Genomic DNA, 19,527 nt, shown 5'->3' with positions numbered 1-19,527 from the left:
AAAGCATACTAACGAAAAGCTATTCACTATTCACCACTCACTATTCACATTCTCTCACCACTCACCTCTCACTTCGTGAAACGATAAATGATAATCGTGAAACGACAAACTTTTCACTTCTAATTCACTACCTTATTAGCGCAACTGCTGCTGGCAAAAGCTTCCGGCTTGGCTTTAAAAGCAAACCCCATCCCCAGTATATAACCCATTGCTTCGCGCAGGGCTTCATTACTTTTAAAATGAGGATTGGTGTTTATGTCGGCATGCACTTCCATGTCAACATCAAACGCGGTAAACAAATCGCATAGTTCATAAGCGATCTCAATGCTTTTGGCTACTTCCACCAGCATCCTTTCTTTAATGGAATACTGCTTGGTTGTTTTTTCATTGTGAATGAACATAAAGCCGCCGTGTCCTTCGCGAAGAAATACAATTACTGTTGCAAACTCGGTTTCAGCGCCTTTTACCTGCGAGTCTGTACCAATACAAACCTTAAGGTGAAAGCCTTTTTTTGTTTCGCGGATGATGGCTTCTTTAACTTCTTCCTTAATGGGGAGATGAATGTGTTCTCCGTTAAATCTTCTCCATAGCATACTTGAACAGGTTTCCCCAATGTACGTTTTTTTTTTAACCTATGCATCATCGTTAGAATATTATTCCGTTACCATGCAAAGCGCTGCTGAATCTTTCATGACTTTCCTGGCAAAAGGATCAATAAACTCCGGGCAATGTTCCGGACGGTTATAGCTGGTTAAAATCAGGCAGATCTGTTTTGTACTGAGAAGGAAAAAAATGTAAATAAGGGGTACGGATTAAAGCGCTTCAGTGAAAATAAAACCGAAGCCGTATGGATTATTTAAATTACATAAAGTTTTCAAAAAAGAAAACCCCCTAAACGGGTGATTTTATCCACTTTCTAATAAAAGATAGTGTTGTGTAAACAATATTTTGCCTCTTGTACTTGAGAAGAGAAGCCTGCCGGCGACAGACGTCAGATGCTCACGTTTCCCGTCTGCCGTTTCGCACTTAACTTAACACTAATACTGCCCTGTACTGAGTAAAACCAATGTGCATGCTTCCTGGGCTTTAATGGCATGATCAGTTGCTATGCGGTACAATTCGTCATTTTCTGCACCGGGATTAAAGATGATGCGTTTGGGCTGAAGTGATAAAATATAGTTGTAATATTCTTTTTGATGCAAAGGATTGAGATAGAGTGTTACGGTGTGCACATCTGTATAAGGTTTTTGTTCCGTATCAATCTGAACATCTTTCACCACTGCATTTTTCCTGCCAATGGCTACTACTTCATGTCCGGCATTACGGAGGCGATCAATAGCAAGATAGCTGTATCGCTGAGGGTTAGGCGATGCCCCCAGAATAAGCGTTTTCTTTTTCTCTGTTGCCTGCATAATACAAAAGTGAAAGGCAAAGGTAAGCCATAAGCGCATACTTCAAACGGCTGGTGTTTTGGGCTAATTAATATTGGGGTGCGGAAAAGCCTTATTCACATTCTGCCAACGACAGATAAAATTAAATCCGAAGCCGAAATCCGAAAAGAAGCACCAAGAACCAAAAAGCAAGAACCAAACCTGTCCGCCGTGGCGGATAAAACCTGTCTGCCGTGGCGAATTCAAACGCCAAATTTCAAATTCGAAGCCAAATGCAATCTCAATACCCAGGTAAAATAGCTATAGTGCGGACTACTGGAAAATGAGAAAGCAGCGATGAAGTGGGGCTGAAGTTGCGGTATCACAAAAGCTTCATCAGGGCTGGTACCGGAAAATTAGCAGGAACACCACAAAAAGAAAACATTCGGGGAAGAGTACATAGGGTTTCTAAAAAGATTTGAGGTGACGTACTATGAAAAGTACCTTTTTGAATGGTATGATTAGTCTTTGGTTTGATATCGAACATAGAAATAAAAAAGCCGCCCGTTTAACAGGCAGCCTTCTTATCAGGGAAGCAACCGCACCACACACTGTTTTTAAGCAACGGCTATTATTAAAGCAATACCGGTCCTCCATTCATTATTTCCGCAGGAACTTTATTACCGTATTGTTCAAAATTTTTGATAAACTGCCATGCTAATTTTTTAGCAGTTTGCACATATGCATTTTTATCGTTCCAGGTATTTTCGGGGTTAATAATGCTGTAAGGCACGCCCGGGCAGCTTTGCGGTACAGCCAGTCCAAAAAATTTGTCAGTGCTGTATACTGCGTCATTTAATTCACCGTGTAAAGCAGCATGAATCATAGCACGGGTATGCCGTAAAGGGATACGTTTCCCCGCTCCATATGCACCACCTGTCCACCCGGTATTGATCAGCCAAACATTGGCCTCATGTTTTTGTAATTTTTCGCCCAGCATTTTCGTGTATACTGCGGGGTGAAGCGGAAGGAATGGCGCCCCGAAGCAGGCGCTGAAAACCACTTTCGGTTCTGTAATGCCGGCTTCTGTTCCCGCTATTTTAGCGGTATAACCGCTGATGAAATGATACATTGCCTGTTCAGGCGTAAGCTTAGAAACAGGCGGAAGCACACCATAGGCATCACAGGTTAAAAAGAATACATTATCCGGCGCAGCAGCTTTTGAAGGCTCTGCAATATTGGAAATAAAATGCAAAGGATAGGATACTCTTGTATTTTCTGTGATGCTTTTATCAAAAAAATCAATCCGGTTGCTACCCTCAATGAAGCCAACATTCTCTGCCAAAGCGCCATACCGGATGGCCTTGTAAATATCCGGTTCTTTGTCTTCTTCAAGGCCTATGCATTTAGCGTAGCAACCGCCTTCAAAGTTAAAAATACCCTCATCGCTCCATCCATGTTCATCATCTCCGATTAATTTACGTTCCGGCGATGTGCTGAGCGTGGTTTTACCTGTTCCGCTTAAGCCAAAGAAAAGCGCGGTATCGTCTTTTGCTCCGATATTAGCCGCGCAATGCATACCCAATACTTTTTTTTCTGTAGGGAGCAGGTAGTTGAGTACGGAAAAAACAGCTTTTTTAATTTCACCGGTGTAGGCAGTTCCCGCAATCAATATCATTTTATGCTTAAAGCTGATCACTACTGCGTTCTCCTGCCGTATGCCACATGCTTTGTAAGGCAGTTGCAAGCCGGGCGCCGAAAAAATATGCCAGTGGGGACTGAAGTCTTCCAATTCTTCTTCTGTTGGCTGCAGAAACATGTTAGCGGCAAAAAGATTGATCCATGGCTTTTCATTTACAATACGGATGTTTAAACGGTAATCCATATCTGCGCAGGCATAACAATCCCGCACCCAAAGTTCAGGCTGCCTGTTAAGATAACCGGTAACATGGCTGAAAATAATATCAAAATAATGCGCTTCAAGCGGCAGGTTAATATCGTTCCAGTTTACAGTGTCTTTGGTAATATCATCTTTAACAATAAACCTGTCCTTAGGGCTTCGCCCCGTAAATTTTCCCGTTTTGATCACCAGGGCGCCGGTATCGCTGAGCATCCCTTCGCCCGATTGAAGCGTAGCATTTACCAGGTCTTTGGGGCTGGCCTGGTAATGCATTGTATCTGATACTTTTAAGCCATAACGTATCAATTCCCGGGGAGAAAATAAAAATACAGGTACTGCCATAAAAACGGTTTGAGAAGGCAAAGCTAAAGATCAAATTTGAATTTACCTAACGATCGTTAGTTTTTTACGGATTGCTTTTTAATCAACCGGAAGTGCGCGTACTTTTTCAATTGTTTGAATCAAATAACCTATTATTTGCGAAGATAAATTTGTTGCAAAGAGAATTGAACGTATACGCTGTGCGACGCAACGGCTGTTGAATAGTGCTTTAGGGCCGGGCTAAAAAGAATAGTTACTATTTGAAGAAGGAAGTTGGCTGGTGATGTAAATGTATCCACGGTTTTGCAACCCCGCATTTTATGCAGATATTGCATTATTATTCAACCGGATAAAGCATTCTGTCATGAAGTATTTGCCATTGAATCCAGAAATATTTATTCAGAACCGCAAAAGATTTACTGCACGCATGGAGAAAAACGCCATAGCCATATTCAACAGCAATGATGAATTACCCTCAAATGGCGATGCGCTGTATCCTTTCAAGCAAAATTCTGATTTGTACTGGCTTACGGGCATTGAACAGGAAGATTCGATGCTGATCCTTTTTCCGGGTAACCCCGATAAAAAATACAGGGAAGTGCTGGTGCTGGTGCGTCCCAATGAGCTAAAGGAAAAATGGGACGGGCACCGCCTGCGGGCCAAAGAAGCCGAATCCATATCGGGCATTTCAACGATCGTTTGGTTAGACACATTAGATGGTTTGTTACAACCCTGGATCCATTTGTGTGATATCATTTATCTCAACAGCAATGAAAACGACAGGAAGGCAAATCATGTACCTGTAAGGGATTACCGCTATGCAAGACAAATGCGTCGCCGTTACCCCCTGCACGAATACAGGCGCAGCGCCAGGATATTGAAAGAACTGAGGGGTATTAAAACAGTGCTTGAAGTTGAAGTGATGCAGCAGGCGATGGATATAACGGAGAAAACATTCAGGCGTTTATTATCCTTTATCCGGCCGGGGGTGATGGAGTATGAAATTGAAGCCGAAATTTTTCATGAGTTTTTAAGAAACCGGGCAACGGGTCCCGCTTATGGCTCTATAATCGCCAGCGGTGACAGGGCAAGAACCCTGCACTATGTGTCGAATAATAATGAATGCAAAGATGGCGAACTGATATTAATGGATTTCGGCGCTGAATATGGAGGTTATTGCGCTGATCTTACCCGCACAGTTCCAGTAAACGGGAAATTTACCAAACGGCAGAAAGAAGTGTATAATGCCTGCCTGCATTTGCATCATTACGCGGCGTCAATTTTAAAGCCGGGCATTACGATGGTTGATTATACCGAAAAAGTAGGCGGGGAAGCGACGAAGCAATTTGTAAAAATTGGTTTGCTGAAAAAAGCGGATGTAAAAAATGAAGACAGGGAAAACAGGGCCTACCGGAAATATTTGTATCACGGCATTTCACATCACCTGGGTGTGGATGTGCATGATTTGGGTACGCGAACCGAACCTGTACAGGCGGGGATGGTATTTACCATTGAACCGGGTATTTATATTGAAGAAGAGCAAATGGGCGTACGCATTGAGAATAATTTCTGGGTCACCAAAAACGGCAATAAGGATCTCATGAAGAAAATTCCCATCACTGCAGACGAAATTGAAGCGTTGATGAAAAAATAAAGACAAGCTGATTTACTTTCCAAATCCACCACAAACTGCACAATTGATGAAGCAAATCCCTAATATTTTTACATTGCTCAACCTGTTTTTTGGTTGCCTGGCTATTATTGTAATACTGCAAAGCGGCATTGGTTTAGTAACTACTGCCGACGGCGTTCAAATGATGAACATGCCGGAACAAATTTTTATGGCCTCCCTGTTTATTGCTTTAGCTGCCGTAGTGGATTTTTTTGATGGATTCCTGGCCCGTTTAATGAATGCCTCCTCTGCCATGGGCAAGCAGTTGGATTCCCTGGCAGATGTGGTGAGCTTTGGAGTGGCGCCCGGGCTGATCATTTACCAGTTTTTACGTTTGTCGGTAGCCCGCGGGGCAGACGGATTAGATGCTTCTGTTGCCTGGCTGCTGCCGGCTTTGCTGCTGCCCTGTGCCGCAGCATGGCGCCTCGCTAAATTTAATTTAGATGAAGCACAAACCTATCATTTTAAGGGTGTGCCCACGCCGGCTGTGGGTTTGCTCGTTGCTTCCTTTCCACTGATCTTCTGGCATAGTTCCGTTGCGGCGGTTACAGATATTTTTTTGAACAAATGGATATGGTATGTCGTGGTATTGGTACTAAGCTGGCTGATGGTGTCAAATATTCCTATCATGAGCTTAAAGTTTAAAGATTATTCCTTTAAGCACAACAGTTCCAAATGGATACTGATTATTGTCGCGGTAATACTGGTTGTATTATTTAAATGGGCAGCGGTTCCGCTTATTTTTATCGCTTACATTCTGTTATCTTTGCCGCTCAAAAATAAAATAGCATCATGATCTACGCTGTTCATATCAATATTATGCCGCTGAAAGAATTGCTTGATCCCCAGGGGAAGGCGGTAATGAGCGGTTTAAGCAATCTGGGACTTAGGGGCGTTGAAGATGTACGCATAGGAAAGCATATCACCCTGCAAATTGAAGCCGGCTCGGCTGAAGCAGCCCAAAAAATAGCGGAAGAAGCTTCACAAAAATTATTAGCCAACCAGGTGATGGAGCATTTTGAGATAACGGTAGCTCCTGCCGTCTAAAGGAGCAGCTATGCTTTATATTGTTCCATCCCCCATAGGTAATCTTGCCGATATCAGCTTCAGGGCGGTAGCCATTTTAAAAGAGGTTGATCTTATATTGGCAGAAGATACCCGCACGTCATCGGTATTGCTAAGGCATTACGAAATACAAAAGCCCGTTACCCCGCACCACCAGCACAATGAACATAAAATAGTACAGCATTTGGTGGAGCAGTTACTGGCGGGCAAAACGATGGCCATGCTTACAGATGCGGGTACTCCCGGTATTTCCGATCCTGCATTTTTATTGGTGCGGGAATGTGTAAAAAATAATATCAGGGTGGAATGCCTGCCCGGAGCTACGGCATTTGTTCCGGCATTGGTGAACAGCGGCTTGCCGGTTAACCGGTTTTGTTTTGAAGGATTTTTGCCTTTAAAGAAAGGAAGACAAACCTTGTTTAAAAAACTGGCCGAAGAAGAACGCACCATTGTTTTTTACGAATCGCCCATGCGTCTTGTTAAAACACTGGAGGAATGTATTGTTTATTTGGGAGAAGACAGGCAATGCTGTGTAAGCCGCGAGCTCACCAAAATATTTGAAGAAAATAAAAGAGGCAGTTTGCGCGAAGTTTGCGATTACTTCAAAGCCAAAACCGTTAAAGGGGAGATCGTGGTGGTGGTAAGTGGTAAGGGGTGAATGGTGTGAATGGTGAATAGTGAATAGTGAAGGATAATTAGAAATGTGGAAATGTGAAAACTTGGGTATGTAGGAATTAGAGTGGCGATTTATTTTGAACTTCGCATAAACGACAAACGATAAACTCTAAACTCCCAAACTTATATTTAAGTTTTTTTTACCAGTAGCAATGTGCTTATTGGGCTTCATGGCATGAAATTGCATCTATATTAAAAAAGTAAAATCATGAAAAAGATGTTTTTTGTAACAGTACTGTTAAGTGCTGTAAGTTTCACACAAATCGTTAATGCGCAGATCAGAAAAATTCCGGCAGAAGTGACAAATGCTTTTTCGGAAAAATACGATGATGCTAAAAATGTGGAATGGAAGGATAATCTCACCGCATTTGTAGCCAGCTTTGAAAGAAAAGGAGATAAGTATGAAGCAAAATTTAATAAAAAGGGAGAGTGGCAAAGCACCGAAAAAGAATTGGAGATAAGCGATTTGCCCCGTAAAGTAAACGATGGATTTGAAAAGAGTAAATATTCGGAATGGGAAGTAAAGTCGGTTTACGAAATTGAGCTGCCCGGTGATGTTACGCAATACAGGGTGCATGTAGCCAAATCAGATATACAGCAGAAGAACCTGCTTTTTAATGATAAAGGGAAATTGCTGAAAGATAATCTTACATTATAGGGTAAGAAGTAAGATAGTAAGACGGTAAGATAGTAAGAGGTGAAAGGTGAGAGGGTATCCTCTTTGCCTTCACCTTTTAACTTTTATAATGGGACTTATTTATGGCCGGTCTTATTATCTTTGAGATATTGAAATAATAAAATAGGATTCCGGAATGACCAGGATATTACTCGCTGCACTTTTTTTATGTGGATATACCATTGCTTTTTCCCAACCCGGCCGTTGGCAGCAAAAAGTAAAGTATGTGATGGATATTGATATGAATGTGCAAACCAACCGGTTTACTGGAAAGCAAAAGCTTGAATACTGGAATAATTCGCCCGACACTTTATATAAAGTATTCTACCATCTATACTGGAATGCATTTCAGCCCAACAGTATGATGGATGCCCGCAGCCGTGAACTGGGTAATATTGAATTCCAGGGAAGAAACAACCAGGTTATTAAGGATTGGGATGCGCGGGTAACAAACCGTATCCAGCAACTAAAACCGGATGAAATTGGGTATCAGAAAATCCTTTCCCTTAAAATGAATGGCGTAACGCAGGAATATAAAGTGTATGAAACCATTCTGGAAGTTCAGTTAAGCAAACCTATACTGCCTAAATCCAGAGTGGTATTTGATATGGAATTTGAAGCCCAGGTGCCGCTGCAGATCAGGCGTTCCGGGCGCGACAATCCCAATACCGGGGTAAGATATTCCATGAGCCAATGGTATCCCAAACTATGTGAGTACGATTATGAAGGCTGGCATCCCACGCCTTATGTGGCACGGGAATTTTATGGTGTATGGGGCGATTATGAAGTGAACATTACACTCGATAAAAATTATATTATAGGAGGAACCGGTTACCTGCAAAACGTAAACCAGATTGGTTACGGTTACGAATCAAAAGGAGCAAAAGTAACACGCCCTTCAGGAAACACGCTTACCTGGCGGTTTACGGCGCCCAATGTGCACGATTTTGTTTGGGCAGCCGACCCACAGTTTAAGCACATTACGAGAAACATTCCCGGTGGCCCCACGATTCATGTTCTATATAAAAATAAACCCGGCAATACAGCTAATGACAATGCCTGGAATGAAGTAGCCGATGCGGCGGTAACCGTATTGCCTTTCATTGAAAAGCATTTTGGAGTATATCCGTATAAGCAATATTCGTTTATACATGGGGGTGATGGGGGCATGGAATACCCGATGGCAACCTTAGTAAGCGGGCCGGGACTGGGCACTGCCTTTCACGAATGGATGCATAGCTGGTACCAGATGATGCTGGGAACCAATGAATCGCTGTATGCGTGGATGGATGAAGGGTTTGTTACTTATGCCGAAGATTTGGTATCTGCTTATTATAAGCAGCAAAAAAGTAAAGCGGTAAAGGGGAATGATCTTTCTACAGGACCTTCTGACAGTAATGCAGGCGTTGCCCTTCCATTGCATCATGCCGACACTTATGCCGGTTACTTTAACCTGGTAAAAAGTGGTCTTGAAGAGCCGTTAACCACGCATGCCGACCATTTCAATACCAATTTTGCCTATGCCCGTGCCGCTTATTCAAAAGGAGGGGTATTTCTTGCACAGTTGGGATATATCATCAGCGATTCATTAAGAGATAAAACTTTGCTGGAGTATTATAACCAGTGGAAATTCAAACATCCCAACGCAAACGATTTTATTCGTGTAGCCGAAAAGGTGAGTGGCATACAATTGGACTGGTACAAAGAATATTGGGTGAACACCACCAAAACGATTGATTATAGTATTGACAGTTTGTGGGAGCAGGGTGGCAAAACAAAAATACGTCTGCGGATGGTGGGGCAGATGCCTATGCCGATAGATGTGTTACTGCAGTATAAAAACGGCACTAAAGCAACCATATATATTCCGCAGTTCAGTATGTTTGGAGAAAAACCTGCAGAAGACAATATTCCCAGGATTGTGGATGAACCCTGGAAATGGACACATCCTACTTATGTGTTTGAAGTGGAGCAATCACTGATGAATGTACAGGCTGTTGAAATTGACCCTAGCTGGCGCATGGCAGATATTAACCGGAGCAACAACAAGCTGGAATTGAAGTGGTAGATGACCCATGAGGTTTGCGGGATGGGAATTGCAGGATAGGAAAGCCTCATAGGTTTAAAGAAAAGGGAATTTGAAATTTGAAATTTAAGACCTGCCCGTCCGGCAGGCGGGTTTGGGATTGCATCTCGATTCGGATTTGAATTTTGATTTTTATCCGCCCCGGCGGACAGGCCTGCCTGCCCTTTAGTTTTGTTTTTTGTCATTTGTATTTTGGTTCTTTCCGGCTGTATTCCTTCAAATTTCGTCACGCACGTGCGGGATCAGTCTTCGGATTTACTATGTGAATCCGCCACATCGGACAGGTTTTATTGGGTTTGATGTTTTCCTCCTGATTTAAGACATGTACGGCTCTAAGCCGATTGCTGACTACCAGTCTTTGTTTTTGATGCGGTCGGCACCCGATGCAAGGAAGGTCAGATCGCATCTTCAATGCCTATGCACTCTGTTACTGCTTTCTCGTAGGAATTCAGTAAATTACATCAGCTACTTTATTCAGCCTCTTTCGAACATGTAAGCTTTCTTATATGAAGCGGTTATTGCCATATTATTTCTTTTTTCTTCTTTTTCCCGGTCTGCTTCATGCACAAAAAGTTGTATCCATACAAATTGACGGCACCATTAATCCCGCATCTGCGGATTTTATTCACAATGCTATTGAAAAGGCGGGTAAAGAAAATGCCGAATGCCTGATCATTCACCTCAATACCCCAGGTGGGTTATTAATGTCAACGAGGAGTATTGTTAGCGATTTGCTGGTATCGCCGGTGGCAGTAATCGTGTATGTGTCTCCCGGTGGCGCCCATGCTGGTTCGGCGGGTGTTTTTATAACCATGGCCGCGAATATTGCCGCAATGGCGCCTGCTACCAATATTGGTGCGGCGCATCCTGTAGCCATGCAGGGTGGAATGGATAGTACAATGAACAGTAAAGCAACCAATGATGCAGCAGCTTTTATACGCAGCATTGCCGGTAAGCGCAACCGGAATCTCGACTGGGCTGAAGATGCGGTAAGAAACAGTGTTTCTATAACCGAAACAGAAGCCCTGCAGAAAAATGTTATTGATATTGTTGCTCTTACTGAAAAGGATTTACTCAGCCAGATAGATGGAAAAGTAGTCCAGCTTCCATTCGGAGTGCATGTATTGCAAACTAAAAATGCTGTAGTACAAACATACAGCATGAGCGTTTGGGAAAAGATACTGAATATCATCAGCGATCCGAGCATCGCTTACATTTTGCTGCTGCTGGGTATGTATGGAATAATGTTTGAACTGTATAACCCGGGTGCTATGCTGCCGGGCATAGTGGGGGTGATCAGTCTTATACTTGCTTTTTATTCTATGCATTCTTTGCCGGTTAACTACGCAGGATTGGCCCTTATTGTTTTCGGAATTGTTCTATTTATCCTGGAGATAAAAATAGTCAGTCATGGCATATTGGCCATCGGCGGTATTGTATCCCTGTTACTGGGGTCAATGATGCTGATCCGGACCAGTTCGGGACTTGAGCTGGCAAAAATTTCCCGTGTTGTTATTTTTTCGGCTACTGTTGTTACAGCTTTATTTTTCCTGTTTGTTATTGGCGTTGGATTAAAGGCACAGCGGCGGAAAGTAGTTACCGGCCGGGAAGGATTACCGGGTATTACCGGTGTAGCAATGGGTTTGCTCAATCCGCTTGGTCTTGTAATGGTGGAGGGTGAAATCTGGAATGCCGTATCTGTTGGCGGAGACATTCAAAAAGATGAAAAAGTTAGAGTGAAAGAAATGAAGGATCTGAAATTATATGTTGAAAAGATGAATACTTAATCCTTAAAAATAAAGTCTATGCAACAGATTCCCGTGGCACTTATTGTGATTGTGTTTTTCGCGATCATCATTCTCGCCAATTCCATCCGTATATTACGCGAATATGAAAGAGGTGTTATTTTCAGGCTTGGCCGTTTAATTGGCGGCGATGGTGTAAAGGGTCCGGGATTGATTATACTCATTCCTATTATAGATAAAATGGTAAAGGTGAGTCTCCGTGTGGTGGTGATGGATGTGCCTACACAGGATATTATTACACAGGATAATGTTTCGGTTAAAGTAAGCGCGGTAGTGTATTGCCGGGTGGTAGAGCCGCAAAAGGCTATAGTGGCTGTTGAAAATTACCTGATGGCTACCTCGCAGTTTTCGCAAACTACACTGCGGAGTGTTCTGGGACAGTCGGAACTGGATGATCTGCTTTCGCAGCGCGAAAAAATAAATATAAAACTCCAGCAGATCATTGATATGCATACGGAGCCCTGGGGCGTTAAAGTATCGAATGTGGAAGTAAAACAAATAGACCTTCCCCAGGAAATGCAAAGGGCTATGGCCAAACAGGCGGAGGCTGAGAGAGAACGGAGAAGTAAGGTAATTGCTGCTGAAGGTGAGTTCCAGGCTTCACAACGGCTGGCCGATGCCGCAAAAATATTGTCAAATGAGCCAAGCGCTTTAACACTGCGCTATCTTCAAACCCTGCGTGAAATTGCCACAGAAAACAATTCAACCACTATTTTTCCAATACCCATTGATATACTGAAACCTTTTTTGGATAAGAAATAGACCTTCAACGCTCTTGCTGGTTTAGTTTTTTCTTTAGTGATGCAACAAATCAATAGCTGCGCTATTAACCAGCTACCTATGTATGCGGAAAAATATTGTCAATTTTAAATCATTGAATATGCCGCTTACCGACAAACGAATTGATGCATATATAATGAACGCTGAAAGGTTTGCACAACCCATTTTAAATCATTTGCGTGAACTTGTACATATTGCGTGCCCCGGTGTGCAGGAAACGGTGAAATGGAGTTTTCCGCATTTTGAATACAATGGTTCAATACTATGCAGCATGGCGTCTTTTAAAAAACATTGCGCTTTTGGTTTTTGGAAAGCATCGGTAATGAAAGACCCCCACAAATTATTTGCATTACAGGAACGCACAGCAATGGGGCATTTGGGACGGATTGAAAGTATAAGTGATCTGCCTTCGGATAAAATATTGATGTCTTATATTAAAGAAGCAGCAAAACTTAATAAGGAAGGGGTGAAACTGCCTTCAAGGACAAAGCCTGCTGCAGCGGTAAAAGCCATTGAGGCCCCCGACTATATGATAAAGGCCCTTAAGAAAAATAAAAAGGCATGGAGTAATTTCGAAGCATTCAGTCCCGGCCGGAAAAAGGAATATATTGAATGGATAACCGGAGCCAAAACCGAACCCACACGAAACAAACGGATATCCGATATGCTGGAATGGGTGGAAGAAGGTAAAATAAGGAACTGGAAGTATTTGAGGAAGTAAGGTTCAGGTTGCAGGTCTCAGGTTTCAGATATGAGGTGCTCATTGTATAAGCCAACGGAAATTGGAATACGGCCCATGAGTATACCTGATTATTTCTTATCTCTCAGTTGCGTATCTTTCATAACAAAAAAAATAATGATGAAATTTATAGTCTCTCTTTTGATGCTGGCATTTCAGGTGCAGATGTTAACGGCACAGACTGAAGCTACTTATGCCGAAAAATTAGGATACCCGAAAGGCGCTAAAATCATCATCCTGCATATTGATGATATGGGTATGTCGTACGATTCAAACATCGGCGGCATTGAGGCCATGACAAAAGGCGTTGCTAACTCCTGCAGTGTTATGATGCCCTGTCCCTGGGTACCCGGCTTTGTGCATTATATGAAAGAACATCCGGGGTTAGATGCGGGCCTGCATCTTACCTTAACTTCCGAATGGAAGGATTACCGCTGGGGACCTTTGAGCGGAAAGCCAAAAACACCGGGGCTGGTAGACACTGAAGGAGCCATGTGGCGTGGTGTGGCCGATGTGGTGAAGCATGCCAGTGCAGATGAAGTGGAAACTGAAATAAGAGCGCAGGTTGAAAGAGCGCGAACAATGGGTTTTGAACCTACTCATCTTGATTCGCATATGGGAACTTTGTTTGCCACGCCGGCTTTTATTGAACGCTATATTAAAGTAGGTATAGAGTATAAAATTCCGGTAATGTTTCCGGGCGGGCACAATACTTTAATTGCACAGGAATTAAAAAATACTTCAGCCGATATGAAAATGGCCCGCGAAACGGGTAAAACTTTATGGAATGCGGGGTTACCTGTATTGGATGACCTTTACAACGACAGCTATAGCTGGAAACCCTCACCCGATATATATGCGGATGATAAAAAATTACAGTCTTATAAAACACAAAAATATACTGAAGTGCTGAAATCACTTCAACCGGGCATTACCATGATCATTATGCATTGCACCAATACTTCTGAAACATTTCAGCATATATCCGATTCGGGACCAACCCGCAGGGGTGATTACTTAGCCATGATGGATCCGGCATTGAAAAAATTTATTGAAAAAGAAGGCATTATTCTTACTACCTGGAGGGAAATGATTGAGCGGAGAAACAATGTGAAATAAAATGCAAGAACCAAAAAGCAAGAACCCAAAAAATACAAAGAATCAAATCCGAGGGAGAAGAGAAAGGTGAGAAGTGAGAGGTGAAAAAGAAGGAGGATTTATTCTAGTGTCAGTAGTAACTCACCTGATACCTGACGGCTCTGATTGCAAAGCATCAAGACCAAATCACAAAAATCAAACCTGCCTGCGGCAGGCAAGCCTGTCCGCCGTGGCGGATAAATTTCAAACCCCAGGCGAAATGCAACCATAAACTACAAACTAAAAATAGAAGTGAAAAGGGAGAGGTCAAAGAAGAGTTCTATCGTTAGTAGCTATTCACCTGATAGCTGATGCCTGACTGCTGATACCTCTACAGATTGCCACGAAGGTGTTTTTCATGTATCCATGATACCCTGTATCGTAAAGAAAGTGCGATTGCTTTAATAAACGGGAACCGTTTTGCATCATAAACCAGTGTTGAAAAGAAGAGTTTTCTGCTTTTTACTTCCTTTACATATTGCACTGCTCTTCCTTTAGAAGTTTCTTTATATCTGTATAATACAAATCTCATGGGGTGGGGTAGGGGGTAAACCGGTAGCGAAAATATCGGTAAGAAGGATTCGCTCCAATTTTTTTCGATGAGTGAATTGCAGACCGGGAATGATAAACTTTACATTCCTGTCTGTTATTTCAATAGATTCTTTATCTCATTCAATTTTAACAGTGCTTCCACCGGGGTAAGCCGGTTAATGTCGAGGGTTTCTAATATTTGCCTGATGTTCTGAAAAGTTTCGGTATGAATATCAAAAATAGAAAGTTGCAACTGAGGAGCGGATAGCTGTTTTACGGCCTGGGTTACCGCATTGCCGTTATTATCGGCGTGCTTATCCTCTAACTGTTTTAAAATGGTGTTGGCGCGGTCAATTAAGGATGGAGGCATGCCCGCCATTTTGGCTACATGAATACCAAAACTGTGTGTACTGCCACCCGGCGCTAATTTTCGCAGGAAGATCACCTTGTTTCCTGCTTCTTTATTGGTGATGTGATAGTTTTTTACCCGGGACAATTTATTTTCCAGTTCATTCAGTTCATGGTAATGCGTGGCAAACAATGTTTTGGGTGCAAATGGTGAATTGTGTAAAAATTCAGCAATGCTCCATGCAATGGAAATGCCATCATAGGTAGAAGTGCCCCGTCCTATCTCATCAAGTAAAATCAAACTTGCCGGGGAAATATTATTGATGATGCTTGCCGTTTCATTCATCTCCACCATAAAGGTAGATTCGCCCGCACTCAGGTTATCCGATGCGCCAACTCTTGTAAATATTTTATCGGTTACCGGTATATGTGCGCTGGCGGCGGGCACAAAGCTTCCGGTATGCGCCATTAATGTAATAAGGGCGGTTTGCCGCAGCAGGGCGCTCTTGCCACTCATATTAGGACCGGTAAGTATGATGATCTGCTGGTCTTCAGGATCAAGCACAATGTCGTTGGCAATGTATTGTTCACCCGCAGGAAGGTTGCGTTCTATTACAGGGTGACGGCTTTCTTTTAGCTCAAGCAAACGGCCATCGTGCAGTTGGGGTTTTTTGTAGTTGTATTGTAAGGCATTATTGGCAAAACAGATCAGGCAATCCAATATCGCCAGCGTATTGCCATTTACCTGCATAGGGGCGATATAGTCCTGCAGTTCCAATAGTAATTTATCATAGAGTTCGAGCTCTATCTGGAATATCTTATCCTCCGCACCGGTAATCTTTTCTTCATAATGTTTTAATTCAGGTGTAATATAGCGCTCGGCGTTAGTAAGTGTTTGTTTGCGGATCCAGTTTTCCGGCACTTTGCTTTTGTGAACATTGGTCACTTCAAGGTAATAGCCAAATACATTATTAAACCCCACTTTAAGGGAGGAAATGCCTGTGGCTTGTGTTTCTTTTTGCTGTAGTTCCAGCAAATATTCTTTTCCGCCGGTAGCAATACTGCGCAATTCGTCTAACTCCGCATGTACGGCTTTATTAATAATATTTCCTTTATTGGATTGAGCCGGAGGATTATCAATGATCTCTTTATTGATCTTTTCAGCAATATAATGACATGGATTGAGCCCGTCGGCTAACCGTTTCAGGTAGTCATTGCTGCTGTTGATGCAAATGGTTTTTATTTGCTCAATATGCTGTAACCCCCGGGCGATCTGTTTAATTTCCCTGGGGTTGATCTTCTTAATGGGAATTTTACTCACTAAGCGTTCTACATCGCCACATTGTTTAATATGCTGGGCCACCATATTCCTGGAATCTGTGTCTTTAATAAAATATTCTACCAGGTTCAGTCTTTCATTAATGCGGCTGATATCTTTGAGCGGCAGCACAATCCATCGCTTCATCAAACGGGCGCCCATAGGCGAAACCGTATTGTCCATTACTTTTTGTAAGGTCTGGCTGCTGTCTGAACTGTTCCCCAGCAATTCAAGATTACGTATAGTAAAACGGTCCATCCACAAATGGTCGTCCTTATCAATGCGCTGCACCGAAGTAATATGCTGCAGGTTGGGGTGTTCGGTATCCTTAAGATAGTGCAATACGGCGCCTGCCGCCACAATGCCGGCATGCATATCTTCAATACCAAAACCTTTAAGGGAATGCGTTCCAAAATGTTTCAGTAAGCATTCTGCCGCATACGACTTGTCGAATAACCAACTTTCTAGTGTATAGGTGTAAAACTTTGCGCCAAACGTTTCTTTAAACTGTTTCTGAAAACTCCGTTGAAAAACAACTTCAGCCGGTTTGAGACTTTGCAACAGTTTATCAGCATACTCTGCATTGCCTTCCGCCACAAAAAACTCACCTGTAGAAATATCAAGAAAAGAAGTACCAATTATATTTTCACCGAAGTAAACGCCGGCTAAAAAATTATTGCTGTTATGCTCCAGCAGTTTATCGTTGGTGGCTATGCCGGGGGTAACCATTTCCGTTACGCCACGTTTCACTATGCCTTTGGCCTGTTTGGGGTCTTCCAACTGGTCGCATATGGCTACCCGGTAACCGGCTTTAACTAATTTGTGCAAATAAGTATCTAAGGCATGGTGCGGAAAACCTGCGAGCTCGGATGAAGTTGCGGCCCCGTTGTTTCTTTTAGTTAAAGTAATGCCCAGTACGCGGGAAGTGATAATGGCATCTTCGCCAAAGGTTTCATAAAAATCACCTACACGAAACAATAATATAGCATCGGGGTATTTTTGTTTGATAGCCCGGTGTTGCTGCATTAATGGTGTATCTGAACTTGCTTTTGCCATACAGGAGGGCAAAAATAAGGAACTGCATGGCAAATAAAGAGCGAATGTTGAAATTCCGGGGAATGCAAAGCACCAAATAGCAAAAAACAAGAACCCCTCACCCTCAGTCCCTCTCCACGCGTGGAGAGGGGCGGTGCTTAATGACAACCTCAGGCATAGGTTCTTCCCACTTCAACTATTGAATAAAAGCGAACAACAGTGTAGGTAATGGCTGAAAGTTTCAAATTCGAAACGCGGTACAAAAATAAACCACAACTAATAAATGATAGCTCAAATTGAAACGGATATTCCTGAAACCTGCAACCTGCAACCTGAACCAAATCTCCTATCTCAAATTTTTTCAATCCCCGTTATCTTTGCGCCATGCGAAAACTAAGCATGGATGAGCTGAACCGTAAAACGGTGGAAGAGTTTAAACAATCAGATAAAAGCCCTGTAGTGGCAGTGCTGGATAATGTGCGCAGTATGCACAATGTGGGCAGTGTTTTTCGTACTGCTGATGCCTTTTTGATAGAATCCATTTGTCTCTGTGGCTATACACCCCGGCCGCCGCACAGGGATATTCATAAAACGGCATTGGGCGCAACGGAAACCGTTCATTGGTCGTACTATTCTTCTACGACGGAGGCAGTATACGCATTAAAAAGAAATGGATATGCGATTTGGGCGGTAGAACAGGCAGAAGGCAGTATAGCATTAGACAAACTCAATTGGACAACACTTGCAGGAAACGATACCACGCAAAAAGTTGCCGTAATATTTGGTAACGAAGTGGGTGGGGTAGATGCGGAAGTATTGAAACTTTGTGACGGCTGTATCGAAATACCGCAAGCGGGTACAAAACATTCTTTAAATATATCCGTAGCAGCAGGAATTGTGTTGTGGGAACTGGTAAAGCTGATAAACGGAGCTGTAAAAATGCCGCTATAAGCTTTTGCTTTTAGTCTCACATTTACATACATACCTGTAAATTCCATTTACTGTTCATAACTTTGTAACATGACCAAAGTGAAGAATTACCTTTCGCTGATCAAATTCTCCCATACCATTTTTGCAATGCCTTTTGCAATGATTGGCTTTTTCCTGGGGGTGCTTCAAACAGATTTCATTGTCAGGGATAACAGCAGAACGCCTTTGCCCGGATTGCATACTTCCGGCAATTTGATTTATATATCGTCAGGTCAGTTATTAATCAAACTGTTTCTTGTTCTGGTTTGCATGATCACTGCCCGCAGTGCTGCCATGGCTTTTAACCGGTATTTAGACAGGAGCTTTGATGCCAGGAACCCGCGAACGGCAATAAGAGAAATCCCTGCAGGTATCATTAAGGCCAATCATGCTTTGTTGTTTACGGTATTGTCGTGTGTGCTGTTTATGGTTAGCTGTTTTTTAATCAATACGCTTTGTTTCTTTTTAGCGCCTGTGGCGCTGTTTGTAGTATTGGGTTATAGTTATACCAAACGCTTTACTCCTTTATGCCATATTGTGCTGGGGTTAGGATTAAGCCTGGCGCCTATTGGGGCTTACCTGGCGGTTACGGGGCAATTTGACTGGCTACCGGTTTTATTTTCTTTTACCGTTCTTTTTTGGGTGAGTGGTTTTGATATCATTTATGCCCTGCAGGATGAGGAATTTGATAAGTCGCAAAATCTTTATTCCATTCCTGTGGCATTGGGTAAGAAGAGTGCGTTACGGATATCTGAAGTTATGCATGCTTTATCTGCTTTGCTCGTTATTGCAGCGGGCGTATACGGTGGTTTTGGTATATGGTACTGGATAGGGGTATCTGTTTTTGCGGGTATGCTTATTTACCAGCACTCCATTGTTAAGCCGGATGACCTGCGGAAAGTTAATGTGGCATTTATGACTGCCAATGGTATAGCCAGCGTAGTATTTGCTATTTTCGTGATCGGGGATATTTTTTTAAGGTAACGTGCCTGCCGGTTTATTTCCCGATTTTTAAATCTTCCTGGCTATGGGGTAAACATTTTTTGAATACTCATAAAATAACCGATATTTATACCATGGTCCGCTTTGACGGCCAATCC

The 19,527-nt window shown here is 42.7% G+C and carries 17 protein-coding genes; 12 read left to right on the top strand and 5 right to left on the bottom strand.

The annotated features are described in order from the left end of the window. Positions 1 to 119: 119 nt before the first annotated feature. The 3 genes from FRX45_RS20020 to pckA all read right to left on the bottom strand — a co-directional run bounded on the left by FRX45_RS20020 (position 120) and on the right by pckA (position 3,612). A complete protein-coding gene (locus FRX45_RS20020) occupies positions 120 to 593 on the bottom strand; it encodes a ribonuclease H-like YkuK family protein (RefSeq protein ID WP_152270258.1) in 474 nt (157 codons plus the stop codon). Positions 594 to 1,037: 444 nt separating this feature from the next. Further along, positions 1,038 to 1,412, bottom strand: a complete 375-nt coding sequence (locus tag FRX45_RS20015) for a CoA-binding protein (RefSeq protein ID WP_152270257.1) — start codon at positions 1,410 to 1,412, stop codon at positions 1,038 to 1,040. Positions 1,413 to 2,004: 592 nt separating this feature from the next. Then, entirely contained in the window at positions 2,005 to 3,612 is a 1,608-nt protein-coding gene (gene pckA / locus FRX45_RS20010; RefSeq protein WP_152270256.1) for a phosphoenolpyruvate carboxykinase (ATP), read from the bottom strand. 343 nt (positions 3,613 to 3,955) lie between these two features. Between pckA and FRX45_RS20005 the strand changes: the two genes are divergently transcribed. From FRX45_RS20005 to FRX45_RS19960, 10 genes are all read left to right on the top strand, one after another. After that, positions 3,956 to 5,245, top strand: a complete 1,290-nt coding sequence (locus FRX45_RS20005) for an aminopeptidase P N-terminal domain-containing protein (protein ID WP_152270255.1) — start codon at positions 3,956 to 3,958, stop codon at positions 5,243 to 5,245. A 46-nt stretch (positions 5,246 to 5,291) separates the two neighbouring features. Continuing rightward, positions 5,292 to 6,059, top strand: a complete 768-nt coding sequence (locus FRX45_RS20000) for a CDP-alcohol phosphatidyltransferase family protein (RefSeq protein ID WP_152270254.1) — start codon at positions 5,292 to 5,294, stop codon at positions 6,057 to 6,059. Further along, the gene (gene purS / locus FRX45_RS19995) at positions 6,056 to 6,310 is read left to right on the top strand and encodes a phosphoribosylformylglycinamidine synthase subunit PurS (protein WP_152270253.1); all 255 of its coding nucleotides are present in this window, start codon (positions 6,056 to 6,058) and stop codon (positions 6,308 to 6,310) included. The genes FRX45_RS20000 and purS overlap by 4 nt, the downstream gene beginning before the upstream one ends. Before the next feature lie 10 nt (positions 6,311 to 6,320). Next, a complete protein-coding gene (gene rsmI, locus FRX45_RS19990) occupies positions 6,321 to 6,986 on the top strand; it encodes a 16S rRNA (cytidine(1402)-2'-O)-methyltransferase (protein WP_152270252.1) in 666 nt (221 codons plus the stop codon). Positions 6,987 to 7,211: 225 nt separating this feature from the next. After that, complete coding sequence (locus FRX45_RS19985) at positions 7,212 to 7,661, top strand: PepSY-like domain-containing protein (protein ID WP_152270251.1); 450 nt, start codon at positions 7,212 to 7,214, stop codon at positions 7,659 to 7,661. A gap of 154 nt (positions 7,662 to 7,815) precedes the next feature. Beyond that, a complete protein-coding gene (locus tag FRX45_RS19980) occupies positions 7,816 to 9,747 on the top strand; it encodes a M1 family metallopeptidase (protein WP_152270250.1) in 1,932 nt (643 codons plus the stop codon). A gap of 524 nt (positions 9,748 to 10,271) precedes the next feature. After that, a complete protein-coding gene (locus tag FRX45_RS19975) occupies positions 10,272 to 11,552 on the top strand; it encodes an NfeD family protein (RefSeq protein ID WP_152270249.1) in 1,281 nt (426 codons plus the stop codon). Between the two features lie 18 nt (positions 11,553 to 11,570). Further along, positions 11,571 to 12,332, top strand: a complete 762-nt coding sequence (locus tag FRX45_RS19970; protein ID WP_152270248.1) for a slipin family protein — start codon at positions 11,571 to 11,573, stop codon at positions 12,330 to 12,332. A gap of 82 nt (positions 12,333 to 12,414) precedes the next feature. After that, the gene (locus FRX45_RS19965; protein ID WP_226805479.1) at positions 12,415 to 13,071 is read left to right on the top strand and encodes a YdeI/OmpD-associated family protein; all 657 of its coding nucleotides are present in this window, start codon (positions 12,415 to 12,417) and stop codon (positions 13,069 to 13,071) included. Positions 13,072 to 13,206: 135 nt separating this feature from the next. Then, complete coding sequence (locus tag FRX45_RS19960; RefSeq protein ID WP_226805478.1) at positions 13,207 to 14,208, top strand: polysaccharide deacetylase family protein; 1,002 nt, start codon at positions 13,207 to 13,209, stop codon at positions 14,206 to 14,208. Positions 14,209 to 14,557: 349 nt separating this feature from the next. Here FRX45_RS19960 and FRX45_RS19955 read toward each other — a convergent pair whose 3' ends face one another. Next, positions 14,558 to 14,758 carry a hypothetical protein gene (locus tag FRX45_RS19955; RefSeq protein ID WP_152270247.1) on the bottom strand — a complete coding sequence of 67 codons (201 nt, stop codon included), beginning with the start codon at positions 14,756 to 14,758 and terminating at the stop codon, positions 14,558 to 14,560. Between the two features lie 114 nt (positions 14,759 to 14,872). After that, positions 14,873 to 17,479, bottom strand: a complete 2,607-nt coding sequence (mutS, locus tag FRX45_RS19950; RefSeq protein WP_152270246.1) for a DNA mismatch repair protein MutS — start codon at positions 17,477 to 17,479, stop codon at positions 14,873 to 14,875. A 363-nt stretch (positions 17,480 to 17,842) separates the two neighbouring features. Between mutS and FRX45_RS19945 the strand changes: the two genes are divergently transcribed. Together FRX45_RS19945 and FRX45_RS19940 are read left to right on the top strand one after the other, a co-directional pair. After that, positions 17,843 to 18,409, top strand: coding sequence for an RNA methyltransferase (locus FRX45_RS19945; RefSeq protein WP_226805477.1), 567 nt, complete (start codon positions 17,843 to 17,845; stop codon positions 18,407 to 18,409). Between the two features lie 69 nt (positions 18,410 to 18,478). After that, the gene (locus FRX45_RS19940) at positions 18,479 to 19,411 is read left to right on the top strand and encodes a UbiA-like polyprenyltransferase (RefSeq protein ID WP_152270245.1); all 933 of its coding nucleotides are present in this window, start codon (positions 18,479 to 18,481) and stop codon (positions 19,409 to 19,411) included. Positions 19,412 to 19,527 lie beyond the last annotated feature (116 nt).

Source organism: Agriterribacter humi, from assembly GCF_009192765.1.
GTDB classification, from domain to species: domain Bacteria; phylum Bacteroidota; class Bacteroidia; order Chitinophagales; family Chitinophagaceae; genus Agriterribacter; species Agriterribacter humi.
Note: the sequence above shows the minus strand (reverse complement) of the source record. Positions and strands in the feature narration are given on the sequence as shown.